We start from the raw sequence: 21,001 nt of genomic DNA on the forward strand, positions 1-21,001 counted from the left end.
AAGGCGGTATTCAATCTTGCCCACGACCAAGCCTTCCCTCGACGACAAATATCTGCTGTCCGAAGGACAGAGCTTCATGACGGGGATACAGGCCCTGGTGCGGCTGCCGTTGGAGCAACGACGGAGAGACGCGCGCGAAGGCCGCAACACCGCGACCTTCATCTCTGGCTACCAGGGGTCCCCGCTGGGCACTTATGACATGGAGCTACAGCGGGCGCGCAAGATTCTCGACGAGCACCACGTCGTTTTCCAGCCCGGAGTGAACGAGGAGCTGGCCGCAACCGCCGTCATGGGCAGTCAGCTCATCGACAAGGTCGGCCGGCAGCGCTTCGACGGGATCTGCGGCATCTGGTACGGCAAGGCACCCGGCGTCGATCGCGCCAGCGACGCGCTGCGGCACGCCAACCTCGTCGGCGTCCCGCCCACCGGCGGCGCCGTGGTGCTGGCCGGTGATGACCCGGCCGCCAAGTCGTCGACCGTGCCGTGCGCTTCGGAAACCGCGTTGTTCGATGTCGGTATCCCGTTCTTGTTCCCGGGCGACGTCCAGGAAGTTCTCGACTTCGGCGTGCATGCGTTCGCGCTGTCGCGCTGCAGCGGGCTGTGGGCCGGAATGAAGATCGTGACCAACGTCGCCGACGGGTCGGCGACCGTTGACCTGGCCGCCGACCGCGTGCAGCCGCAGATGGTCGAGATCGAGGACGACGGCCGGACGATCAAGCATGAACCGAACGCCATCCTGATCGGCGCGCAACTCCAAGAGCTCGAGCGCACCCAGTGGAACGCGCGGCTCGACGCGGCAAGGCGGTACATCGCAGCCAATCAGCTGAACCGGATCATCGACCCCGCCCCTGGTGCGCAAATTGGGATCGTCGCGCCGGGAAAGTCATATATCGACGTGATCGAGGCGCTGCACCGGATGGGGCTCGACGGCAACGCCATTGCGGCAGCAGGCATCCGGCTGCTCAAGATCGGTGCACCCTTCCCGATGGACCCCGCGATCGTGCGCGAATTCGCCCACGGCTTAAGCGAAATCATCGTCATCGAGGAGAAGCGCGCGTTCGTCGAGCTGTTCGTCAAGGACGCGCTCTACGGCACCGCCGATCAGCCACGCATCGTGGGCAAGCACGACGAGCACGGCGCCATACTGATGCCCGTCAACGGCGAGGGCTCCCCCGATTTGATCGCGCGCATCCTTGCGCCACGCTTGCGCGACAAGGACGGCGAGCCCCTGCACTACGCCGGCGAACGCACCCGCATAATGCTGCCGCTCCTCGGCGCCACTCCCACCTCGCTGGCACGCACGCCCTACTTTTGCTCCGGCTGCCCGCACAACACCTCCACCAAGGTGCCCGAGGGCACCGTCGTCGGCGCCGGCATCGGATGCCACGGCCTGGTCATGATCATGGACGACAAGCAGGTCGGGAACATCGTCGGCGTCACCCAGATGGGTGGCGAGGGAGCGCAGTGGATCGGGCTGGCCCCATTCACGGACGTGCCGCACCTCATCCAGGACATCGGCGACGGAACATTCATGCATTCCGGCTCGCTGGCCATTCGCGCCGCAGTCGCCGCCGGCGTCAACATCACCTACAAGCTCTTGTACAACTCCGCTGTCGCGATGACCGGCGGACAGGCACCGGTCGGCGCAATGACGGTACCGGGCATCGTCAATCTGCTGCTGGCCGAAGGCGTTCAGAAGATCATCGTCACGACCGAAGACACCAGCCGTTATCGAAAAGTGAAGCTGCCCAAGGGCGTCAAGGTTCTCGACCGCTCCCAGGTGCTCGACGCCCAGGAGCAACTCGCCAAGATCCCCGGCGTCACGGTCCTTATCCACGACCAAGAATGTGCGGCCGAGAAACGTCGAAAGCGCAAGCGCGGCAAGATGAATGACCCCGCAATGCGCATCTTCATCAACGAACGAGTCTGCGAGGGCTGCGGCGACTGCGGCGAGAAGTCCAACTGCCTCTCAGTCGAGCCGGTCGACACCGAGTTCGGACGCAAGACCAAGATCAACCAGTCGTCCTGCAACAAGGACTACACCTGCGTCAACGGCGACTGCCCCTCGTTCCTGGAAGTGATTCCCGGCGATCGGGCACCAGCCGCCAAGATCCAGCCCCTCGGGCCCGGAGATATCCCGGCGCCCGAGCGCCCGGCTGATCGCACAGACTTCGGCATGCGGATCACCGGGATCGGCGGAACCGGCGTCGTCACGCTCGCACAGGTGCTCGCGACCGCGGCGAGCCTCGACGGCTGGACGGTGCGTGGTCTCGATCAAACCGGCATGGCGCAAAAAGGCGGCCCCGTTGTCTCAGATCTCCGGTTCACCTCGACCGACCAGGTCCGGACCAACAAGCTGGCCAGCGTCGACTGCGACCTCTACCTAGGATGCGACGTGCTGGTGGCCGCGGCCGAGGGCAACCTGGTGACGGCTGACCCGCAGCGCACGGTCGGCGTCGTCTCCTCCGCTGTCGTCCCCACCGGGGCGATGGTCGTTGACACGCAGGTGGACTTCCCCGCACTCACAGAACTTGAGGGGCGCATCGCCGAACGCATGCGGCCGGACGGCTTGCACCTGGTGGATGCCCGGTCCCTGACCGAGTCGCTGTTGGGGTCGAGTCAGACCGAGAACATGCTGCTCGTCGGTGTGGCGTTTCAGACCGGTGTGCTGCCGCTGAGCGTCGAATCGATCGAGAGCGCCATCACTCTCAATGGCGTCTCCGTCGAGGCGAACCTGCAGGCATTCCGGCGGGGCCGTCAGGCAGTCGCTGATCCCGAAGGGCTCGCCAAAGCCGCTGGCGGAAATCGGCGATCCGCCCGCGCAGTACGACGTCACAAGCGTCGTCAACACCGCGCCGATGCGGTGCTCTCCCGCATCGCAGCTCAACCCGGCTCAGAGCTGGACCGGGTGCTCACCGTACGGGTGCCGGAACTCATCGCCTACCAGAACACCCGATATGCGGAGCGTTACGCGACTCTCGTCGAACGGATCCGTGCTCGCGAATCAGACGTCGCCGTTGGTGGTGGCACGCTTGCCTCGGCCGCCGCACGCAACTTGTTCAAGTTGATGGCCTACAAGGACGAGGCCGAAGTCGCCCGGCTCAGCATCGACGGCCAACTTCAGGCCGCCCTAGAAGAACAGTTCGGCCCCGGGGCCCGCGCCGCGTTCAAACTGCACCCCCCGGTGTTCCGGGCTCTGGGCGTCGATCAGAAGATCACGCTAGGGCCGTGGTTCAAACCCGTCTTCAGACTGCTGTACGCGACTCGCCACCTCAGGGGCACGCCGTTCAACCCATTCGGCCCCGGCAAGGTTCGGCGAATGGAGCGCGATCTCGTCGAGGAATACGTCGATGCCTTGGACGAGATCGACCGCCACCTCACGGCCGCCAATTACGCAACCGCTGTCGAAATCGCCGAACTCCCCGACATGGTGCGCGGCTACGAGGAGATCAAGATGCGCAACGTCACCAAATACCGCGAGCGGTTGGCCCAGCTGCGCACCCAATTGCTGGCGCCGGCGCCCCACGCCACGGTGTCGTAGCGAACACGGCGGTCTCCGACGCGAAATAGCAAGGGTTCCAAGGCGAAACGAAACAACGCATCATTGCCGTTGTGTCAGCAGGGAGCGGGCGACCCGGCTCGATCAGAGGCTGACCGAATTAGACTGATCGCGATCACGAGTTCGACGATACGGCTCTGAGATACGGTAACGACGTAGACGGGCATACAGGGTCGTCCTGCCGATGCCGAGTTCGGCCGCCGCTGCGGCCCGATTTCCGTTTGTCGCGCGCAAAGCAGCCACGATCGCATCGCGCTCGGCCGACTCCATCAACGTCAGGGTTCGAGCTGGAACCGAGTTCGTCCGAACCGCTTCCGGCAGATCGGTTTCGACAATCGTGCCGCGTTCGCGTCCGCGGGCCGCGTGCTCGAGAACCGCCCGCAATTCTCGAAGGTTTCCCGGCCACGGCTGCGCCGCGAGAAGTTGAAGGGCCGACGGCGCAATGTCGACGGTGGAGTCTGGAAGTAGGTCCGCCAGAAGGGATTTGACCACAGCGGCAAGCTTGTGCGGATAGGTACGCAGAGGCTGGAGGTCATGGCGAGTGAGTGCCAACGACGCCAGAGCCCGCTGCGGGTCGTCGAGGGCGCTCAGTGGCGCGCCCGTGAGCACGACGGGGTTACGACTGATCCGCACCGGAGAGGTCAACAGGCCGGCCAGCCGGGAATTGAGGGCATCGACATTGTCGATCACAACCGGCTTGTCACCCAGCAGCGCCGAGCGAACGTCGAGGAACCATTTTTCCTCGTCCACGATCGAATCGGCAGCGTCGAACACGGCGCTTTCCGCGCCCCCAAGCGTCCGCGCAGTCGTCGTCCTGCCTGTTCCTGGCTCACCGGTGACCAGGATGGTCCGGGCCTGCTCCTGCGTGGAGAGCTCGTCGCTCGTGACGGCAACCGTGCGCGCAGGCCGTGCCCCGCTCGGCCGAGAAGTACCCGCTCGCGGTGTCTCGACGATCTCGAAAAGCGCCCCGCCGAGAGTTCCGGCGATCAACCGAACACGCACAGACACTTCGGTCCCCGAGGTGAGCATCAGCGAGCAGTCATACGGTGAATGGGTCGACAAATCCGCCGCGATGGCGCGCAAGGCGACATGGTCGGCGCCTTTGACGAGATCAACTGCTGCGGTATTCGCCAGCACCATGTCTTCACCGAGAGCCAAGACAGCGTGCCGCCGGCTCCCGTGCGCCTGGAATTCAGCGAGGAGCTGCTTTTCCGCCACACGAGACCCTTCAAGCAGGCGTTGTTCGATGCCGCGCGTGGCCCGCATCAGATACGGCCCGAGCAGCGTAGTCGCATCGGCGACGGGGCCGGATATATCGATCACCCCCTCCAGCCGGTGGGTCACCGGATGGATGATCGGCGCACCGTAGCAACAGAAACACCGCAGGGCTTCGAGGAAGTGTTCTTCCCCTGTGACAGAGATCGGCCGACGCAACTCGAAGGTCGTAGCCAGGGAGTTTGTCCCGCTCAACTCTTCGAGGTACTGGAATCCCGGAACGGCGAGGACACGATCAAGGGCGACACCGCTCGCGCGGTTGTTGACGCGACGGTCGATGATGCGTGACGTCCGGTCTGCAAGGAGGATCGAAAACCGTGTGTCCGCCAATTCATCGACCATCTCGTCCAAGACTGGGCCAGCCGCGATGGAAAGACTGCTGCGCTTTTCGACGTCACTGATGGCCGTTTCGCGGACGTCCATGCCAGGATCCAGTCCACTCAACTTGGCGCGGTGCCACGCAAGTTCGATCTCCGGACGGCGTTTGGTCGCCGCCTGGCTTCTGGACCGGTCAGATGTCATCTTTTGCCCCAGTTGCCCCCGGGAGAGTCTGACGCCGGGGGCCACTTCATCTTCCTCTCATCAAGCGGTCGTCGGAGGTGATCACTGCAGAATCGTTGAGAGGCGTGCGATCAACGCATCTTCATCGACGGCGTCGGTGAAGTGCGTCAGATATGTCCCATCCGGGCCCAGGACGTAGGTGAAAGCCGTATGGGGCATCTGGTAGCTGTTCGGATCGTCTGGGTCGGCTACCTCAGTGGCGAACACGCGAAATGATTTCTTGGCCAGCTCGATTTGCTCCGCCGAACCTGTCAGCCCCGTGAACCGGGGGTACGCGGACGACAGAAACGCCTTCATCACCTCGGGTGTGTCCCGCTGCGGGTCGACGGTCACATACAGCGGCTGGATGCGATCGGCGAGCGAACCAAGGCGATCGAGTACCGCCGACAGCCGCGATAGCGCTCGCGGGCACACCATCTTGCAATGGGTGAACCCAAAGAAGATCAGCATGTGCTTGCCGGCGTACGTCCGCGTGCTGACCGCGCGGCCGTCATGGTCGATGAGATCGAAGGTTCCCCCGATGTACTGCCTGGCGGCGGTGCCATTTGGCTTAGTCATCGTCGACTCACTGCGGAGGGGACACTTCAAGTTCGAAGGTGCGTGGTGCGCCGGCGGGTATCCGCAGCTCAATGCCTTCCGCGACGTGTTGAATCTCGATCCCCTGAGCGCGGTCGGCCTCAGGCTGCGGTGTCACCGATCCGCCCTCCTGACCGGTCGCGAGGACGGTGCCGCCTTCCCGCAACGCCCACTGCTCCCGATCCGCGACGTTTCCGAGGATGATCGAACCATCGCCGCGTCGGTCCCCGTGCCGCTGCACTTGGAAAGCCAATGTGTGGGATGCCGGAGTGAACCGTGCTTGGCTCACCGAGATGTCAGCGGCGACGCCGGTCAACGCTGGTTCGGTGAAATGGCCGGGCCTCCATGACTCGTTGTACAACTTCCACATACCATCCGGCACATTCAACCGTGCATATCCCAACAGGACGTTGCCACTCAACGGTTCGAGTTCAGTGCGGTTACCGCTCTCGTCATATTCCGTATCGTTACGCGGGTAGTACAGTCCGCCGTCGCGCCACGTCGGATTCATATAGCGGTCAGCGTGACCGAGGATGCCTTCCAGCGTCTCGGTATCGCCCATCTCGGCCGCCCACGTCGCCACCCAGCCGAAGTCACATGAATCGGCGATAAGCGTCTGCCCCATCAACTCGAGCTTCGGCGACGGTTTGACCGATTTTGTTCCATGTGGCCCGTCGGTCAGTAAGTCCTTGATCTGCTGAGGATAATTGGCTCGAACGAAGTCCCTGTTCCACATGTTCATCAATGTCCCGCACCATGCATCGACCCACGGAGCTTTCGCCGCGTTTGGGTAGACGGTGCGAGAATCCTGGGCGAGGAACATGTTGTAATGGCCCGTAGAATCCAGCCTGCCACCCAGTTGCGACCACGCCTGCTCGTAGCTTTGCGTCACCTCGGCGGCAACGTTTTCGCCGGTCAGCAGATCGTGCAAACGGAACCCGAGAATCGCGGGCTGGTTGCAGATCTGAAAGGTGCAGTTGGGCTCGCATGCGACGCCGAGGAATCCGCTCTCGACCATCTGCCAATAAATGTGCTCGTTCAGGGAATTCTGATCGTAAGTGAACCGTTTCGCCTCGCCGCCCCAGAAATACGACCAATGTTCAAACGCCAGAGCCTCAGGCTGTGCATAACGATCATCTGCAAAAAGGTAGTTATACAGCAGCACCATCGATTGGACATACGCGCTGTACATGATGTTGTCACGAGCGACCGGGTTCCACTCTTCTTGGTATTTGTCAACCAGATGAGCATTCGGCCATGCTCCGCCTTTGCTGACGTCACGCCAGTACATCCACACCTCAGGCATGGTCATTTTCTCAATGAGCCGTTCGAATACCGGCTTGAACACCCCTGGGGCATTCGGAAGCCGATGACGGTGCGTCAACGCAAGCGCGTACGCCATATACGCCAACTGGAACCGCAGGGCGCCGAAATCATCCTGGCCGGTTCCTTTGCCCTGCATCAGCGACCAGTCGTTGCGCAACTGCCGCGATAGGTTATCGAAATGCCGAATATGCCCCAACTGCTCGGCGGACAGCACAGAGGCCGCGTCCCCGCCGCTTAGGGTGCCCGCCTCGGTCTTCAACAATGACACGAGATTTCTCCTCTGTTTCGAGACTACGTCGCTCTCCGAGAACACGCCGTGCCCTCGTCCTTGCCTCCGTCACTGGGCTGTAGGGAGGGTTTCTCCCTTGGGCCCTTCGCGGTGATGTGGTTCACACTGCCTGGTGTTGTGCAACAACAGTTGTTCCGATCGCGAACGTCCACGGCGCACCACCACCGCCGTCATGACCGAAACCTCCTCGGCAAGCGAATCAGAATTGCCCCCGCCAGTTCACACCCGGTTGAGCTGCAGATGGTGCTGGTCCCAGCCGGTGGCAATCGTGCGCAGCGCTCGCAGGTCGCCCTCGATCTGGGCGACGAGGGCGGCTGGTGAGCCAAAGGCCAGGGTGGGGCGCAGCAAGGCGAGCGGCACCACCTCAAGGCGGCGGCCGTAGAGGTCGCCGTCGAAGTCGAGCAAATGCACTTCGAAGCGTTGTTCTCGACCACGAAATGTCGGATTGGTGCCGACGCTGATCGCGGCCAGGTACCACGCATTCTCGTCGCGCCCTCCGAGCACGCGTGCCAACCCGCCGTACACGCCGTCGCTCAACGGCGCGCCTCCTGCATCGAGAATCAGGTTCGCCGTCGGGAAACCCAATTCGCGGCCGCGAGCGTCGCCGTGGACGACGGTACCTGTCACGCCCTGACGCGCCACGTCGTCGCCCGGCCTGCACTTGTCGACGGCCACTCCGTGTGCTCGCAGGTCGTCACCGGAGTCGGCGCCACCTAGGCGCACCGATTCGACGCCCTGTTCGCGCAGGATCCCCGCGGTCACTGCGGCACCGTCTGCCGCGCCCTCGCGCAAGTACACCAAGATGCCGCAGCCTTGGCCGGCGATCTCGGCGAGCGACTCACGCAGTCGTATCCCGCATTCACAGTCGAGCGACCCGAACACATCACCTTCGAGGCATTCGGAATGTACGCGTATCAGCACGTCCCTGGTGCTGTCGACCTTCCCGAGGACGAGCGCGACGTGCTCCAAGCCCTCGGCGTCCCGATAGCGAATGGAGCGAAACCGCTCGTCCCGCAAGCGGACTCGCGTCTCCGCAATGCGTTCGATACGGCGCCGTCGCAGGAGCATGACCAGCTCTTCAATGCTGAGGACGCACAGGTCGTGCCGTGCCGCGAACTCGGTCAGTTCGTCGGCCCTCGCCATCTCGGCGGGGTCGTGCTCGCCGACTACCGCGCCCAAGATAGCGGCTGGGCGCAGACCGGCAAGCATCATCAGATCCACCGCAGCTTCGGCGCGGCCGGCGCGCTCTAGCACCCCGCCCGCCCGCGCGCGCAGCGGCACGACATGGCCCGGCCGGGACAGGTCATCTGCCACAGTGGATGGATCAGCGAGCAGTCGCGCCGTGTGCGCCCGATCGCACGCCGAGATGCCAGTACCCGTCCCATGCCGAGCGTCCACCGACACCGCGTGCGGATGTCCAGATCTCAGGGCCGGCAGCCCTAGACGGTCGGCGTCGCGTTCGGCGAGCGCCACGCACAAATAGCCTGACGTGTGCCGCACTAGGAAGGCGACCAGCGCCGAGGTGACGGACTCAGCCGCGCACACAAGGTCGCCGCCGGTGTCGCCGTCCACGACCACGATCGGCTTGCCGCGAACCAGTTCGGCAAGTGCGTCCTCCACGCGATGCCCCACACGAACTCCCGCTACGAGACGCCGAAGTGCGCCTTTGTCAGCTCCGTGACCGCCAACTCCGTGAAGTAGACGACTCCGGTGTGACTGCGCAGTGTCGACATATCTCGCCAGGCCCGCTGCATCCGCGAGCCGTCAACCACAGCGCTGGAGCCGGCCACCCGGAATACCTCGGAAACGGCCGCCCAACACAGATCGAACGTCTCGCGGCCGAGCAGAACCACCCCCATGTCGGCCTCGCGAGTGGCACCCTTCTCAGCCACCTCCTGCCACTTGCGCGCCGCAGCCACCGTAAGTGTTTCCGCGGTCATCACCTTGCCCGCGCTGAGGCCGTACCAGCGCTGGTAACTCGGGTCCTCGGTGCGCGGCACGATCGGCGGAAACGCGGTGGTCTTGCCCATCAGCTCCTCAAAAGCTGCCATCGCGTTCTTAGCCATGCCGGTTGCCAGGGCCGCCAGGTTGATCAGGAAGAAACTCTGCTGGGTGCCGCCATACATGGGGTTACCGTGCAGCCGCGATCCAACCGTTCCCTTGGAGGCGTCCTGGTGCATGATGGAGGTGTTCGACAGAACGTAGCGGGCGGGGATGGTCGCATCTTGGAACCGAAGGCTGTGCGACCCGGTTCCTTTGCAGCCGAGCTGTGCACCCCAGTCGTTGAGCATCGTCCACTCGCTCCGCGGAGCGATAAAGATGCTCGGGCTCTTCGGTCCCTCCGCCGGCAGAGCGTGGCCGACGAAATATCCGCTATACGGCGCCCCTGAACAGTAGTTATAGACCCCGGAAAGTTGCCAGTCGCCGTCAGACTTACGGGTGGCAACGCCCTGTGGTCTGCCCGTGCAGGCACAGATGAAGTCGGGGTCGGCGAAGACCTCGTCCTGGACGGCTTCGTCGAACAAAGTGGCGACCGTGAGCGTATGGGAATGCCCCAGGCTGTACTGCCATCCCGTGGACGAACAGCCTGCGGTGAGTTCCATGACGACCTGCAAGAAGGTGTCGACACCGAATTCGAAGCCGCCGTAACGCCGCGGAGTGAGAATCCGGTAGAACCCGGCACGTTTAAAGAGTTCGTGGGTCTCCTGCGAGTAGTACGTCCGCTGTTCATTGTCGGCTTGCTGCGGCACCAGCGTGGGGGCCACCGCTCGGGCCCTCTCGACGATCATTTCGGGCGTGACGTCATCGAGCGACCAGCGCTCAGCGGTTGTCGCTAGGTCAGCAGAATCAATGACCGACATGAATTGTGTTTCCCTTCAATGAGATTCGGGCACATGCGCGTCCGTCGCCCGAAGTCCATGGCGCGGATCACGGGGCTGTTCGCAACCGGATACCCCGGGTCTGCCTGAGCGCATGGTCCGACAGTCGCACCCGTTGAGTCGCTGCAACTGTTCGGATTTGGCACATGCTTGCAGAGTTTGGGCCGGATGTGCAGCTAATCAGGTCCATCCAATGGAACTCAGGGCTAGCCCGGTGATCATCTTCGGCTGTATCACGGATGAGCCCGGTCGCCCGCGAACTCACGATGGCGATCCAGGCGGGAGCGCAATCCGGTCGGAGGTTTCCTCATGCGCACTCGAGACGGACGTTCTCGTGCCTAAGTGCCGGCTCGGCGGATCCGAAAGTGTTCGCGTTCTTGAGCATTTCACTCATCGCGGTCCCACGTCCCCTGTCACGCGAGAACTGCGTGTGGATGATTTTTAGTTGGCGGAGGCGACGTAGTGCTCATGGCCGCGGCGATGCGGACAGGTGACGAGGAGATCGGCAGGGAGAACGCCGCGCTTCGTCGCCTGATTGTGGCGTTCCAACATCTGTCGAGCCTCGCCGTTCAGGATGCCGGTCTGGAGTCAGTCACGGAATCGATCGCTGAGCGGGTGGACACGGCAGTCGCAGTGGTCGACGACAAGCTGACGGTGCTCGCGTGCTCCGGCGGCACGGATTCCGATGCCGCGCAGCTCTTTCGCGACCACCTCAGGCATCCGCGGCTGGCACAGGTACTCGAGGTGGTCGGTCCGACGCGGCGGGCGCTGCGAATTCCCGGCATGGCAGGGGTGGCACCGATCATCGTCGCCCCGGTTCCGGTCGGCGACACGGTGCCGGCGTTCCTGCTTACGCTCGACGACGGCGAGCAGGATGAGGGTGAAGACCTCAGGCTGCCGCTCACCGAGCACGCGGCGACAATTTGCGGGGTGATCCTGGGCCGAGATCGGGTCGTGGCCGCGGCCGCGACACAGGCGCGCTACGACCTGGTCGAGGGCCTGCTGTCCGGGAAAGGCAGCGAACCCGACGAGGTACAGCGGTGGGCAGCCCACCTGGGCTACGAGGAACAACAACCGCACCGGGTGGTTTCACTGGTCGTGCCTGTCGACTACGACGGCGACGCGACACGAATGCTCGCGGCCGTGGCGCGCTTCTTTACCACCCACGCCCCGGAGGCCATCACCGCGATGCGAGGCCGCGAAGTAGTCGTCGTGGTGCCCGAATCAGACGCTGCCACCCGTGCGCTCGAGCTGGCGAAATTGTGCATCGGTCGCATCGCCGATACGTTTGGCGACGCACAGATCAACGCAGGAATCGGCGGGGTATTCAGCTCGTCGCTTCACATTGCGCGTTCCTACGCTGACGCGCGCCGCACAATCGACATCGCCACACGGCTGGGGCGGACCGGAACTGCTGTGGCCGTGGACGACCTGGGGATCCACGGGTTGCTACTGCAAGTCGCCGACGTTGTGAAGCTACGCGAATTCGCGCACGACGTGTTCGGCGGCCTGCTAACCCAGACCAACGGTGCCGCCAGCGAGTACCTGCCCACGTTGGCTTGCTATTTCCGCGTGAACAACAGCCCACAACGCGCCGCGCAGGAGCTTCACATGCATCGCAATACAGTGGCGTATCGGCTAAAGCGGATCGAGGAACTGACCAAGTTGGACTTGCACAACTACCGCGACCGGCTGATGGCGCAGGTCGCGCTGGAGATCCTCGACATGGTCGACGTAGCGGGTGGGCGGCCATGACGGGCTTCGTAGCGGCGCTGCACGAACGAGTGTTGGTGTGTGACGGGGCGATGGGCACAATGCTGCACGCCGCGGGTAATTCGCTCGACCGGGCGTTGCCTGAACTGAACCTGTCAAATCCGGACTTGGTGAGCACCGTCCACGACAGCTACGTGGACGCCGGTGTGGACCTGATCCTGACAAACACGTTCGGCGCGAGCCGACTACGGCTGGCCGAGCACGGATATGGCGACGACGCCGCCGAGATCAACCGCGCCGGCGTGCGCCTCGCGCGCGAGGCGGCCAAAGCAGCCCCGCGAACCGTATTCGTCGGCGGATCGATCGCGCCCGCGGTGAGCGCACCCTTGCGACACCGGATACCCGCAGGCGAGCGCGCCGAGGCATTGCGCGAACAGGCCGCTGCGCTTGCCGAGGCCGGCGTGGACGTGCTCGTTTTGGAGACGTTCGGGTACCTAGACGAGCTTCTGGAAGCGGTGCGGGCGACCGCCGAGGTCACCGACCTGCCGATCCTCGCGCAGGCAACATTCACTATCGACGGCCACACGCCGGGCGGCGAAACGCCGCGCGAGGTCGCCACCGCGCTGACGGCGTTGCCGATCGCAGCGCTCGGGGCCAACTGCACGGTCGGTCCGCAGCGCATGCTCGGCATTGTCGAAGAGCTGCGGCGGGCCACCACGCTGCCCATCAGCGCCCAACCCAACGCGGGCTTACCGCGACGGACCCAAGGCCGGCGATTCGAATACAGCCTCGACCACGACTACTTCGCCCGCTACGCACGACGCTGCGTCGAGGCCGGCGCGTCGATCGTCGGCGGATGCTGCGGCACCACGCCCGCCCACATACGCGCGGTCAGCGCCGCCGTGGAACAGTTCGCTGACCCCGCGCCCGCCAATCCGGTCTCGCGGGCCGCGCCCGACGAGTTCGCGAATCAGCTTGCCGCGCGCGGATTCGTCGTCGCCGCGGAGATCGCTCCCCCCATTGGGGGGGCCGCAGATGTCGCCGCGAAGATCGCCACCACGCTGCACGGCCACGGCATCGACCTGGTGCTCGTTTCCGCGGTGCAAGGACCGCGCGCGCAACTTTCCTCGGCGAGCCTGGCGCTGCACTTGCAGCAGCAGGTCGGGGTGGAGACGATCGCCACGGTCACAACCTGGGACAAGACGATCATGTCTTTGCAGGCCGATCTGCTGGGTGCCCACGCGTTCGGCACCCGAACGGTGGTGTGTGAAACCGGAAACCCACCGCTGCGCGGGGACTACCCGAATGCCGATGGCATCTGGGAAGTCGACTCTATTGGACTGATCGAACTATTGGCCGCGCTCAACGCCGGCAGGGACTGCAACGGGCTTTCTCTGACTACCAAGACGTCGTTTCACATCGGAGCACGTTGTAACCCCGGCGCAGAGGACCTCGACGCGGAGATCAGCCACACTCGCGCGAAGATCGCCGCCGGCGCGCAGTTCCTGATCACGCGTCCCGTCTACGAACTCGACGGACTCAGCCGTCTGCTCACCGCACTGGGACAAGACCGAGTGCCGGTGTTGCTCACCGTTTCCCCGCTCACCGGGTTCGCCGAGGCCGAGTACCTGGCCTACGAGGTTCCCGACGTCACCGTTCCACCGGCGATCCTTGAGCAACTAGCGAGAGCAGGTACCGCCGCACATGAGGTCGGGGCGACAATCGCCGCCGACCTCCTCACTCAAGCCCGCTCACTAGCCGACGGCGTCGTAATCGTGGTGCACGGGGATCACGAGATCACCCAAGCCCTACTCGCTGCGGCCAGCCAGTAGGCGGAGCTGTCACTGTCGACTCGTTGCGACCCCTTGTGCCAGTCGGTCTTGTGCTGAAGAACAAAGTCGCTCCCTCGATTTAGGTCGCAACGCTGCCCTCTGTCCACGGTCACAAGCCGGCGGGTGCGTTTCCTGTTCCGCAGACCGAAGAGATCCGCGCCACGGGCACCTAGCGTGAGTGACCTATCCGACAGTCCGTCAAGGGATTCCGAGAGTGAGGACCATCCGTGAAAGAGTCCAGGCCGTATACGTGGCCGAAGCCGTTCCGGCCACGGGTGTCCGCTCGACGGTCCTACCGGTTACATTCTGTGCTCGCCGAGAATCGCTTCTATCGTTGGCTGGCCAGCGTTTTGGAGCGACAACCGACAATCTACCGCGCTTTCACGGCGGTTGAGAAAACCTCGAAGGAACGGTTGTTCGGTTGCCAGATGTGTGGCCAGTGCGCTCTGCCCGCGACGGGCTACGCGTGTCCGATGACCTGCCCGAAGCAGCTGCGCAACGGACCGTGTGGCGGAGTCTCTGCGGAAGGCCGCTGCGAGGTGCACCCCGAAGTCCGATGCGTCTGGGTAATCGCCTACGAGCGCGCAGCCGCGGCGGGGCGCGGAGGCGACTTCGCCCTCCTGCAGCGACCGGTCGATCACCGCGAGGTGGGCCGCAGCTCCTGGATCAACTACTGGCAGGGCCGCGACGAAGGGATGGCTGTGGCACCTGCCTCGCGTCCGTCGACACTCAGGAAGTGCGAGGTGGTTGCGCTATGAGCGCCGACATTCAACCCGGCGGCGGATTGAAGGCCGCGTTGTCCGAGGGCCGGTTCGCTGTCACAGCCGAACTGGGCCCGCCGCGCGGTGCCGACGCAGATGCGTTCGCGCGCAAGGCAGCTCACCTACGCGGCTGGGTCGACGCGGTCAATGTCACAGACAACCAAGGCGCGCGCGTGCGGATGTCGAGCCTGGGCGGCTCGGTGCTGGTACAGCGCGCGGGCTTATCGCCGGTAATGCAGCTGACGTGCCGCGATCGCAATCGTATGGCCTTGCAGGCGGACCTTCTGGCGGCGGGTGCGTTGGGCATCCCGCACGTGTTGATGCTGACCGGTGATCATCCGCGCACGGGCGACCATCCGGAGGCCAAGCCGGTGTTCGACCTCGACGGCGTACAGCTGACCTCTGTTGCGCGCACACTGCGCGATGAAGGCGTGCTGATGTCGGGAGAAGACATCTCGGTTTCTCCGCAGTGGATGATTGGAACAGTTGAGAACCCTTTCGCGCCGCCGATTGCGCTTCGAGCAGAACGCCTCGCGAAAAAGGTCGCCGCAGGCGCGGAATTCGCCCAAACCCAATACGTCTTCGATCTCGATGTGTTCGCCCAATGGATGACGTGCCTCAACGATATGGGCATAACGCAAAAGTGCGCCGTGTTGGCCGGTGTCGGTCCGATCCGGTCGCTGCGGATGCTGGATTTCCTGCGGAGCGAAGTACCTGGCGTGAACGTCCCGCTTGACGTTGAGCAGCGACTGCGAGGTGTGCCTCCCGACCAGGTTGGCGAGGAGGGTATGCGGTTGTGCGCTGAGACAATTCAGCAGCTCACCGAGATTCCCGGCGTCGCGGGGGTCCATGTCATGGCGTTCGGATTCGAGCGCGGCGTACCGGAGATTCTCGAGCGTGCCGGTTTCGCACCGCGGCCGACTCAGACCGTGCTCAGCGGCGCGGAGGTCAGTGCGAGTGTTGATTGATTTCCGGCCGCACAATCGGTTACGCGCCGAGCGGCCCGCTGATCTGGGCGCGTCGGTGCTGCCGGTTGTGACCGCACTGAGCGAGAGCAAGACGGACCTGTCCAGAGTCCGTGTGGTCTGCGATTGGGTTCAGTACCGCAACAACTTTCGCGATGTAGTGGAGATTCGCCCGATTCTGCGAAGTAATTCGTCGGGCGCCGAACCGGGGCCGAACGCAACGCACAGCGGCGATATGGAAATAGCGGTCGATGTGCGACGCGCACCGGATATCGCACTGAACGAAGCGACCACGTCGCTACTGCGCCATGACGCCGATCGGGTATTCCTCGAAGACTGGACGGCAGGCAGCCACAGCTGCATTTGGCGGTTCAACGCGTTGTACTGGTCAGCACTGGAACTCTGGGAGAAGGCGACCGGTCGCGGCTACGAACAGGCCCTGCCGGGCGGGGAGAGCGACGCCCGCAACCGGGCGGCGGCTGCTGACCTCATCGGTGAACTCATGGCGGTGTGGGACCGGTTGGACCGGGCCAACGCGCTACCCGACGAGCTGTACATCATCGAGCTTGGGGTGGGCAACGGCAACCAGGCGAAGGTTTTCCTGGACGAGTTCCGTGAGCTCGACCGTCGGCACGGCAAAGGTTACTACGAGCGGCTGCACTACCTCATGTGTGACTACTCGGCGCACGTTCTGGATCTCGCGCGCGAGACGGTCGCCGAACACACCGAGCGCGTGAGCTCGTTCGCACTCGACGCCACCAAGCCGCGCACCGCACTGAGCTTCCTGCGGGACAAGGTCTTTCTTGTCTACGTATCCAATGTGTACGACAACCTGCCCACCGACGAAGTCGCGCAGCTGGGCGGGCGCACTTACCAGGTGCAGACTCGCGCCTACCTGCCGGATGAGCACGCCGGCGAGCTGGCCGAGTCGGTGTCAGCGACCATCGCACAGTTGCCCTGCTTGGTGGACAAGTTGCTGCGACTGGGGCCAGGCCTGCTGGTCGATGCCTGCCCCGCGCACTTCCCGGATCTGGATACTGCCGTTCACTTCTGGCAGAGCACGTGGTCGGCGTTGCGGCTGGAGGAACGCTATGTGCCGCTTGACGGGCTCGACACCTACCAGATCACGGATGCACTGTCGGGTGAGGCGCTGCGCCCCTTGCTGGAGTCGGGCACCGATGTGCGTATGCACGTCAACAACGGGGCCGTCGCAAGTTTCGACGACACTCTCGCGCTGCTGCATCCGTACGGAAAGTTGGTGTGCCACGACCTGTTCGTGACCGATATCCAGGGCTACCACACGACTTTCCGCGGTCCGGGCAAGTACGACGGGTCGGTAGTCAACTGGGTCAACGGGCCGCTGCTCGCGCACGTGGGTCGACGTCGTGGTTTTGACGTACACCACGAGCCGTTCCGGCACCGCGGGGGCGGGAACATCGTCACGATGACTGCTCAGGCGAGGGATTGACATGGACGAGTACTTGCCGATTCTGCCTACCACAGTTGTGGGTTCGTACCCGGTGCCCGAGTGGATGGAGCGACTGAAGACCGATTACCTCCGTGGACGGATGAGCCGGGCGCAACTCGTCGACGTACACGAGATGGCGATCAAGGCCGCGCTGAGGGATCAGGAGCTGGCGGGTATCGACATCGTGTCCGACGGCGAGATGCGCCGCGACAACGACATCGACTACTTCCTGGAAAAGCTCCCAGGAGTGGACATCGCCAACAGGGCCAAGGACTTCTACTTCGACTACTACGACGTCAGTCTGACGCGCCCGCTCCCGCCTTCATCGGCTGGCGAATTTACTTGGCTGGCAGAGGATTTCGCTTTCACCGCTTCGCAGACCCGCAGGCCGATCAAGTTCTCGCTCACCGGGCCGTTCTCACTGACCAGCCGCATCCGGAACACGGCAGGAGTCGATCAGCGCGAGCTCATGATGGCGATTGCGCACCGGCTCAATGAAGCTGCCCACGCATTGGCGGATAAGGGTGCCAAGCTGCTGCAGATCGATGAGCCGCTCCTGGCCGGCTATCCCGATCAGGTCGAAGACACCGTGGCGGCAATCAATGTCGTGACGGCCGGTGTCGACGTGAGCTGGGCGTTACACGTGTGCTACGGCAATCGCTACGCTCGGCCTTCCTGGGAAGGGCACTATGACTTCCTTTTCCCCGCGGTACTCGGCGCGAACGTGGACCAGCTCGTCCTCGAGTTCGCCCGCAAGGGGTACGCGGACCTGCCTGTGATCGAGAAGTTCGGCTGGGATCGCAAGATCGGCCTCGGCGTCATCGACGTGAAAAGCCATCAGGTTGAGACCGCCGAGATGGTGGCGACACGCATCCGCGCCGCGCTCGACCTGGTGCCCGCCGAGCAGTTGGTGATCAATCCCGACTGCGGGCTTCGCAACGTCTCCGCCTCCGTGGCCCGCGCCAAGCTGGCGGCCATGGTCGAAGGGGCCGCACTTGCCCGACGCTCTCTAGAACCAGTGCTCGTCGCAGAACAGGCGGCGGCACCCGACCCGATAACACAAGGAGCATGATTGTGAGCCAATCCGATCCGCACGAATTCCTCTTCACCTCTGAATCGGTGACCGAGGGACATCCCGACAAGATCGCCGACGCGATCTCCGACGCGGTGCTCGACGCGGCACTGTCGAACGACCCGTACTCGCGGGTGGCGTGCGAGACCCTGATCACCACTGGGATGGTGGTGCTGGCGGGTGAAATCACGACACCGCAGACGCTCGACTACACCCAGATCGTGCGCGACACCGTGAACCGCATCGGCTACGACAACGGTGACTACGGTTTTGACGGGCACAACTGCGCGGTACTGGTGGCGCTGGACAAGCAGTCCCCGGACATCGCACAGGGTGTCGACCAAGCCCACGAAACTCGTAGCGGCACGTCGGGCGATGAATTCGATCTCGCGGGTGCCGGCGACCAGGGCATGATGTTCGGCTACGCCACGAACGAGACGCCCGAGTTGATGCCGATGCCAATCGCTTTGGCGCACCGGCTATCTCGTCGCCTGGCTGCCGTGCGGAAGGACGGTACGCTCCCCTACCTGCGGCCGGACGGCAAGACGCAGGTCTCCGTCCGCTACATCGATGGTGTTCCCGTCGCGGTGGAGCGGGTGCTGATCTCGACGCAACACTCCGAGGACGTGACCAACGAGCAGATCCGCGAAGACCTGTGGAACAAGGTGATCTCCACCGAGCTGCCGACCGATTTCTACGACGCTGACCAGCTACGTGCCGATCTGCTGATCAATCCCACCGGCCGGTTCGTAATCGGCGGCCCGGTCGGCGACGCCGGCCTGACCGGCCGAAAGATCATCGTGGATACCTACGGTGGGTTCGCGCGCCACGGTGGCGGCGCCTTCTCCGGTAAGGACCCGTCCAAGGTGGACCGCTCGGCAGCCTACGCCGCCCGTCACGTAGCGAAAAACGTTGTCGCAGCGGGCCTTGCGGAGCGCGCCGAAGTTCAGGTGGCGTACGCCATCGGGGTCGCCCGACCCGTGTCGCTGCTCATCGACACATTCGGCACCGAACGGGTGGACCGCCGCCTCATCGAGAAGCTCGTTGGCGAGCACTTCGACCTGCGGCCCGCAGCGTTCAGGGCCTACCTCGAGCTGCACCAGCCCATCTACTCGCCCACTGCGGCGTACGGCCACTTCGGCCGTACCGACGTGGACCTGCCGTGGGAACGCACCGACCGTGCCGCCGCGCTGCGCGACGCCGCCGGCCTGACCGAAACCACCGTGGCCTGAAGGAGATTGAGTATGACGATGACAACCGAGCAGCAGCTGACCGCAAGTCCGGAAGTGGATGTCCGTAATGGCATCGATTTCAAGGTGGCCGATCTGTCGTTGGCCGAGTTCGGCCGCAAGGAGATCCGGTTGGCCGAGCACGAGATGCCGGGATTGATGGCGCTGCGGCGCGAGTACGCCGATGTCGCACCGCTGAGGGGTGCGCGTATCTCGGGTTCGCTGCACATGACCATCCAGACCGCTGTGCTGATCGAGACCCTGGTGTCGCTGGGTGCCGAGGTTCGCTGGGCGTCGTGCAACATCTTCTCCACCCAGGATCATGCGGCCGCGGCGGTTGTGGTCGGCCCGCATGGCACGCCCGAGGAGCCCCAGGGCATCCCGGTGTTCGCGTGGAAGGGCGAGAGCCTGCAGGAGTACTGGTGGTGCGCCGAGCAGATGCTCACCTGGGATGGCGAGCCGGCCAACATGATCCTGGACGACGGTGGTGATGCGACCATGCTGGTGCTGCGCGGCGCACAGTTCGAGAAGGCCGGGGTGGTGCCGCCGGGAGAGGACGACGACTCCGATGAGTACAAGGTGTTCCTGGCGCTGATCCGGGCGCGCTTTGAGACCGACAAGACCAAGTGGACCACGATCGCCGAGTCGGTGCAGGGTGTCACCGAGGAGACCACCACCGGTGTGCTGCGGCTGTATCAGTTCGCCGCCGCGGGTGAGTTGGCGTTCCCGGCGATCAACGTCAACGACTCGGTCACCAAGTCCAAGTTCGACAACAAGTACGGCACCCGCCACTCGCTGATCGATGGCATCAACCGCGGCACCGACGTGCTGATCGGCGGCAAGGCCGCGCTGGTCTGCGGCTACGGTGACGTCGGTAAGGGCTGCGCGGAGGCGCTCAAGGCCCAGGGCGCGCGCGTCGCGGTCACCGAGATCGACCCGATCAACGCGCTGCAGGCGCTGATGGACGGCTTTGAGGTCAAGACCGTCGAGGAGGCCATCGGCTGGGCCGACATCGTCATCACCGCCACCGGCAATCAGGCCATCATCACCCTGGAGCACATGAAGTCGATGAAGCACCAGGCGATCCTGGGCAACATCGGTCACTTCGACGACGAGATCGAGATGGCCCGCCTGGAGCGCGATCCGAAGGTCCGCCGGATCAACATCAAGCCGCAGGTCGACGAGTTCGTCTTCGCCGACGGCCACTCGATCATCGTGCTGTCGGAGGGTCGATTGCTGAACCTGGGCAACGCGACCGGCCACCCGTCGTTCGTGATGAGCAACAGCTTCTCCAACCAGGTGATCGCCCAGATCGAGCTGTGGACCAAGAACGACGAGTACGACAACGAGGTCTACCGGCTGGCCAAGCACCTCGACGAGAAGGTCGCCAAGATCCACGTCGAGGCGCTCGGTGGCTCACTGACCCGGCTCACCAAAGAGCAGGCCGAATACATCGGCGTCGACGTCGACGGCCCGTACAAACCCGAGCACTACCG

The 21,001-nt window shown here is 64.1% G+C and carries 15 protein-coding genes; 10 read left to right on the forward strand and 5 right to left on the reverse strand.

Features of this window, described 5'->3' with window-relative positions; all coding sequences use genetic code 11:
- Nucleotides 1-16: 16 nt before the first annotated feature.
- Nucleotides 17-3,541 carry an indolepyruvate ferredoxin oxidoreductase family protein gene (locus VJV41_RS19000; RefSeq protein ID WP_325336468.1) on the forward strand — a complete coding sequence of 1,175 codons (3,525 nt, stop codon included), beginning with the start codon at nucleotides 17-19 and terminating at the stop codon, nucleotides 3,539-3,541.
- Nucleotides 3,542-3,643: 102 nt separating this feature from the next.
- Here the strand turns inward: VJV41_RS19000 and VJV41_RS19005 are convergent, their stop codons facing one another.
- The gene (locus VJV41_RS19005) at nucleotides 3,644-4,567 is read right to left on the reverse strand and encodes a helix-turn-helix domain-containing protein (RefSeq protein WP_325336470.1); all 924 of its coding nucleotides are present in this window, start codon (nucleotides 4,565-4,567) and stop codon (nucleotides 3,644-3,646) included.
- Nucleotides 4,568-4,609: 42 nt separating this feature from the next.
- On the opposite strand from VJV41_RS19005, the gene VJV41_RS19010 reads away from it, so the two are divergent.
- A complete protein-coding gene (locus tag VJV41_RS19010) occupies nucleotides 4,610-5,122 on the forward strand; it encodes a hypothetical protein (protein WP_325336471.1) in 513 nt (170 codons plus the stop codon).
- Nucleotides 5,123-5,437: 315 nt separating this feature from the next.
- On the opposite strand, the gene VJV41_RS19015 is transcribed toward VJV41_RS19010, so the two are convergent.
- The 4 genes from VJV41_RS19015 to VJV41_RS19030 all read right to left on the reverse strand — a co-directional run bounded on the left by VJV41_RS19015 (nucleotide 5,438) and on the right by VJV41_RS19030 (nucleotide 10,447).
- Nucleotides 5,438-5,953 (reverse strand): SCO family protein, encoded by a 516-nt coding sequence (locus tag VJV41_RS19015; protein ID WP_325336473.1) that lies wholly within the window; start codon nucleotides 5,951-5,953, stop codon nucleotides 5,438-5,440.
- A gap of 7 nt (nucleotides 5,954-5,960) precedes the next feature.
- Nucleotides 5,961-7,565, reverse strand: a complete 1,605-nt coding sequence (locus tag VJV41_RS19020) for a hypothetical protein (protein WP_325336475.1) — start codon at nucleotides 7,563-7,565, stop codon at nucleotides 5,961-5,963.
- 240 nt (nucleotides 7,566-7,805) lie between these two features.
- Entirely contained in the window at nucleotides 7,806-9,218 is a 1,413-nt protein-coding gene (locus tag VJV41_RS19025; protein WP_325336476.1) for a 3,4-dihydroxy-2-butanone-4-phosphate synthase, read from the reverse strand.
- Between the two features lie 11 nt (nucleotides 9,219-9,229).
- The gene (locus tag VJV41_RS19030; RefSeq protein WP_325336478.1) at nucleotides 9,230-10,447 is read right to left on the reverse strand and encodes an acyl-CoA dehydrogenase family protein; all 1,218 of its coding nucleotides are present in this window, start codon (nucleotides 10,445-10,447) and stop codon (nucleotides 9,230-9,232) included.
- 486 nt (nucleotides 10,448-10,933) lie between these two features.
- Here VJV41_RS19030 and VJV41_RS19035 point away from each other — a divergent pair, with 486 nt between their 5' ends.
- From VJV41_RS19035 to ahcY, 8 genes are all read left to right on the forward strand, one after another.
- Nucleotides 10,934-12,220 (forward strand): PucR family transcriptional regulator, encoded by a 1,287-nt coding sequence (locus VJV41_RS19035; protein WP_325336480.1) that lies wholly within the window; start codon nucleotides 10,934-10,936, stop codon nucleotides 12,218-12,220.
- Nucleotides 12,217-14,010: a bifunctional homocysteine S-methyltransferase/methylenetetrahydrofolate reductase gene (locus VJV41_RS19040; RefSeq protein ID WP_325336482.1), complete on the forward strand. Its 1,794-nt coding sequence runs from the start codon at nucleotides 12,217-12,219 to the stop codon at nucleotides 14,008-14,010. Before VJV41_RS19035 ends, VJV41_RS19040 begins: the two co-directional genes overlap by 4 nt.
- 308 nt (nucleotides 14,011-14,318) lie before the next feature.
- Nucleotides 14,319-14,768 (forward strand): methylenetetrahydrofolate reductase C-terminal domain-containing protein, encoded by a 450-nt coding sequence (locus VJV41_RS19045; protein ID WP_325336496.1) that lies wholly within the window; start codon nucleotides 14,319-14,321, stop codon nucleotides 14,766-14,768.
- The gene (locus tag VJV41_RS19050) at nucleotides 14,765-15,739 is read left to right on the forward strand and encodes a methylenetetrahydrofolate reductase (protein ID WP_325336484.1); all 975 of its coding nucleotides are present in this window, start codon (nucleotides 14,765-14,767) and stop codon (nucleotides 15,737-15,739) included. The genes VJV41_RS19045 and VJV41_RS19050 overlap by 4 nt, the downstream gene beginning before the upstream one ends.
- The gene (locus VJV41_RS19055) at nucleotides 15,729-17,204 is read left to right on the forward strand and encodes an SAM-dependent methyltransferase (protein ID WP_325336486.1); all 1,476 of its coding nucleotides are present in this window, start codon (nucleotides 15,729-15,731) and stop codon (nucleotides 17,202-17,204) included. The genes VJV41_RS19050 and VJV41_RS19055 overlap by 11 nt, the downstream gene beginning before the upstream one ends.
- Nucleotide 17,205: 1 nt before the next feature.
- Nucleotides 17,206-18,276 carry a hypothetical protein gene (locus VJV41_RS19060; protein ID WP_325336488.1) on the forward strand — a complete coding sequence of 357 codons (1,071 nt, stop codon included), beginning with the start codon at nucleotides 17,206-17,208 and terminating at the stop codon, nucleotides 18,274-18,276.
- A complete protein-coding gene (gene metK / locus VJV41_RS19065) occupies nucleotides 18,273-19,508 on the forward strand; it encodes a methionine adenosyltransferase (RefSeq protein ID WP_414684997.1) in 1,236 nt (411 codons plus the stop codon). The genes VJV41_RS19060 and metK overlap by 4 nt, the downstream gene beginning before the upstream one ends.
- Before the next feature lie 18 nt (nucleotides 19,509-19,526).
- Nucleotides 19,527-21,001, forward strand: a 1,475-nt coding sequence (gene ahcY, locus VJV41_RS19070; RefSeq protein WP_325336498.1) for an adenosylhomocysteinase, incomplete at its 3' end; no start/stop codon positions are given.

Source organism: Mycobacterium sp., assembly GCF_035274705.1.
Classification (GTDB): Bacteria; Actinomycetota; Actinomycetes; order Mycobacteriales; family Mycobacteriaceae; genus Mycobacterium.

Coding starts and splice junctions, on each gene's coding strand:
- VJV41_RS19060 (WP_325336488.1), top strand. CDS start 17,206: ATGGACGAGTACTTGCCGATTCTGCCTACCACAGTTGTGGGTTCGTAC.
- VJV41_RS19050 (WP_325336484.1), top strand. CDS start 14,765: ATGAGCGCCGACATTCAACCCGGCGGCGGATTGAAGGCCGCGTTGTCC.
- VJV41_RS19040 (WP_325336482.1), top strand. CDS start 12,217: ATGACGGGCTTCGTAGCGGCGCTGCACGAACGAGTGTTGGTGTGTGAC.
- VJV41_RS19015 (WP_325336473.1), bottom strand. CDS start 5,953: ATGACTAAGCCAAATGGCACCGCCGCCAGGCAGTACATCGGGGGAACC.
- VJV41_RS19010 (WP_325336471.1), top strand. CDS start 4,610: ATGGGTCGACAAATCCGCCGCGATGGCGCGCAAGGCGACATGGTCGGC.
- VJV41_RS19030 (WP_325336478.1), bottom strand. CDS start 10,447: ATGTCGGTCATTGATTCTGCTGACCTAGCGACAACCGCTGAGCGCTGG.
- metK (WP_414684997.1), top strand. CDS start 18,273: ATGATTGTGAGCCAATCCGATCCGCACGAATTCCTCTTCACCTCTGAA.
- VJV41_RS19035 (WP_325336480.1), top strand. CDS start 10,934: ATGGCCGCGGCGATGCGGACAGGTGACGAGGAGATCGGCAGGGAGAAC.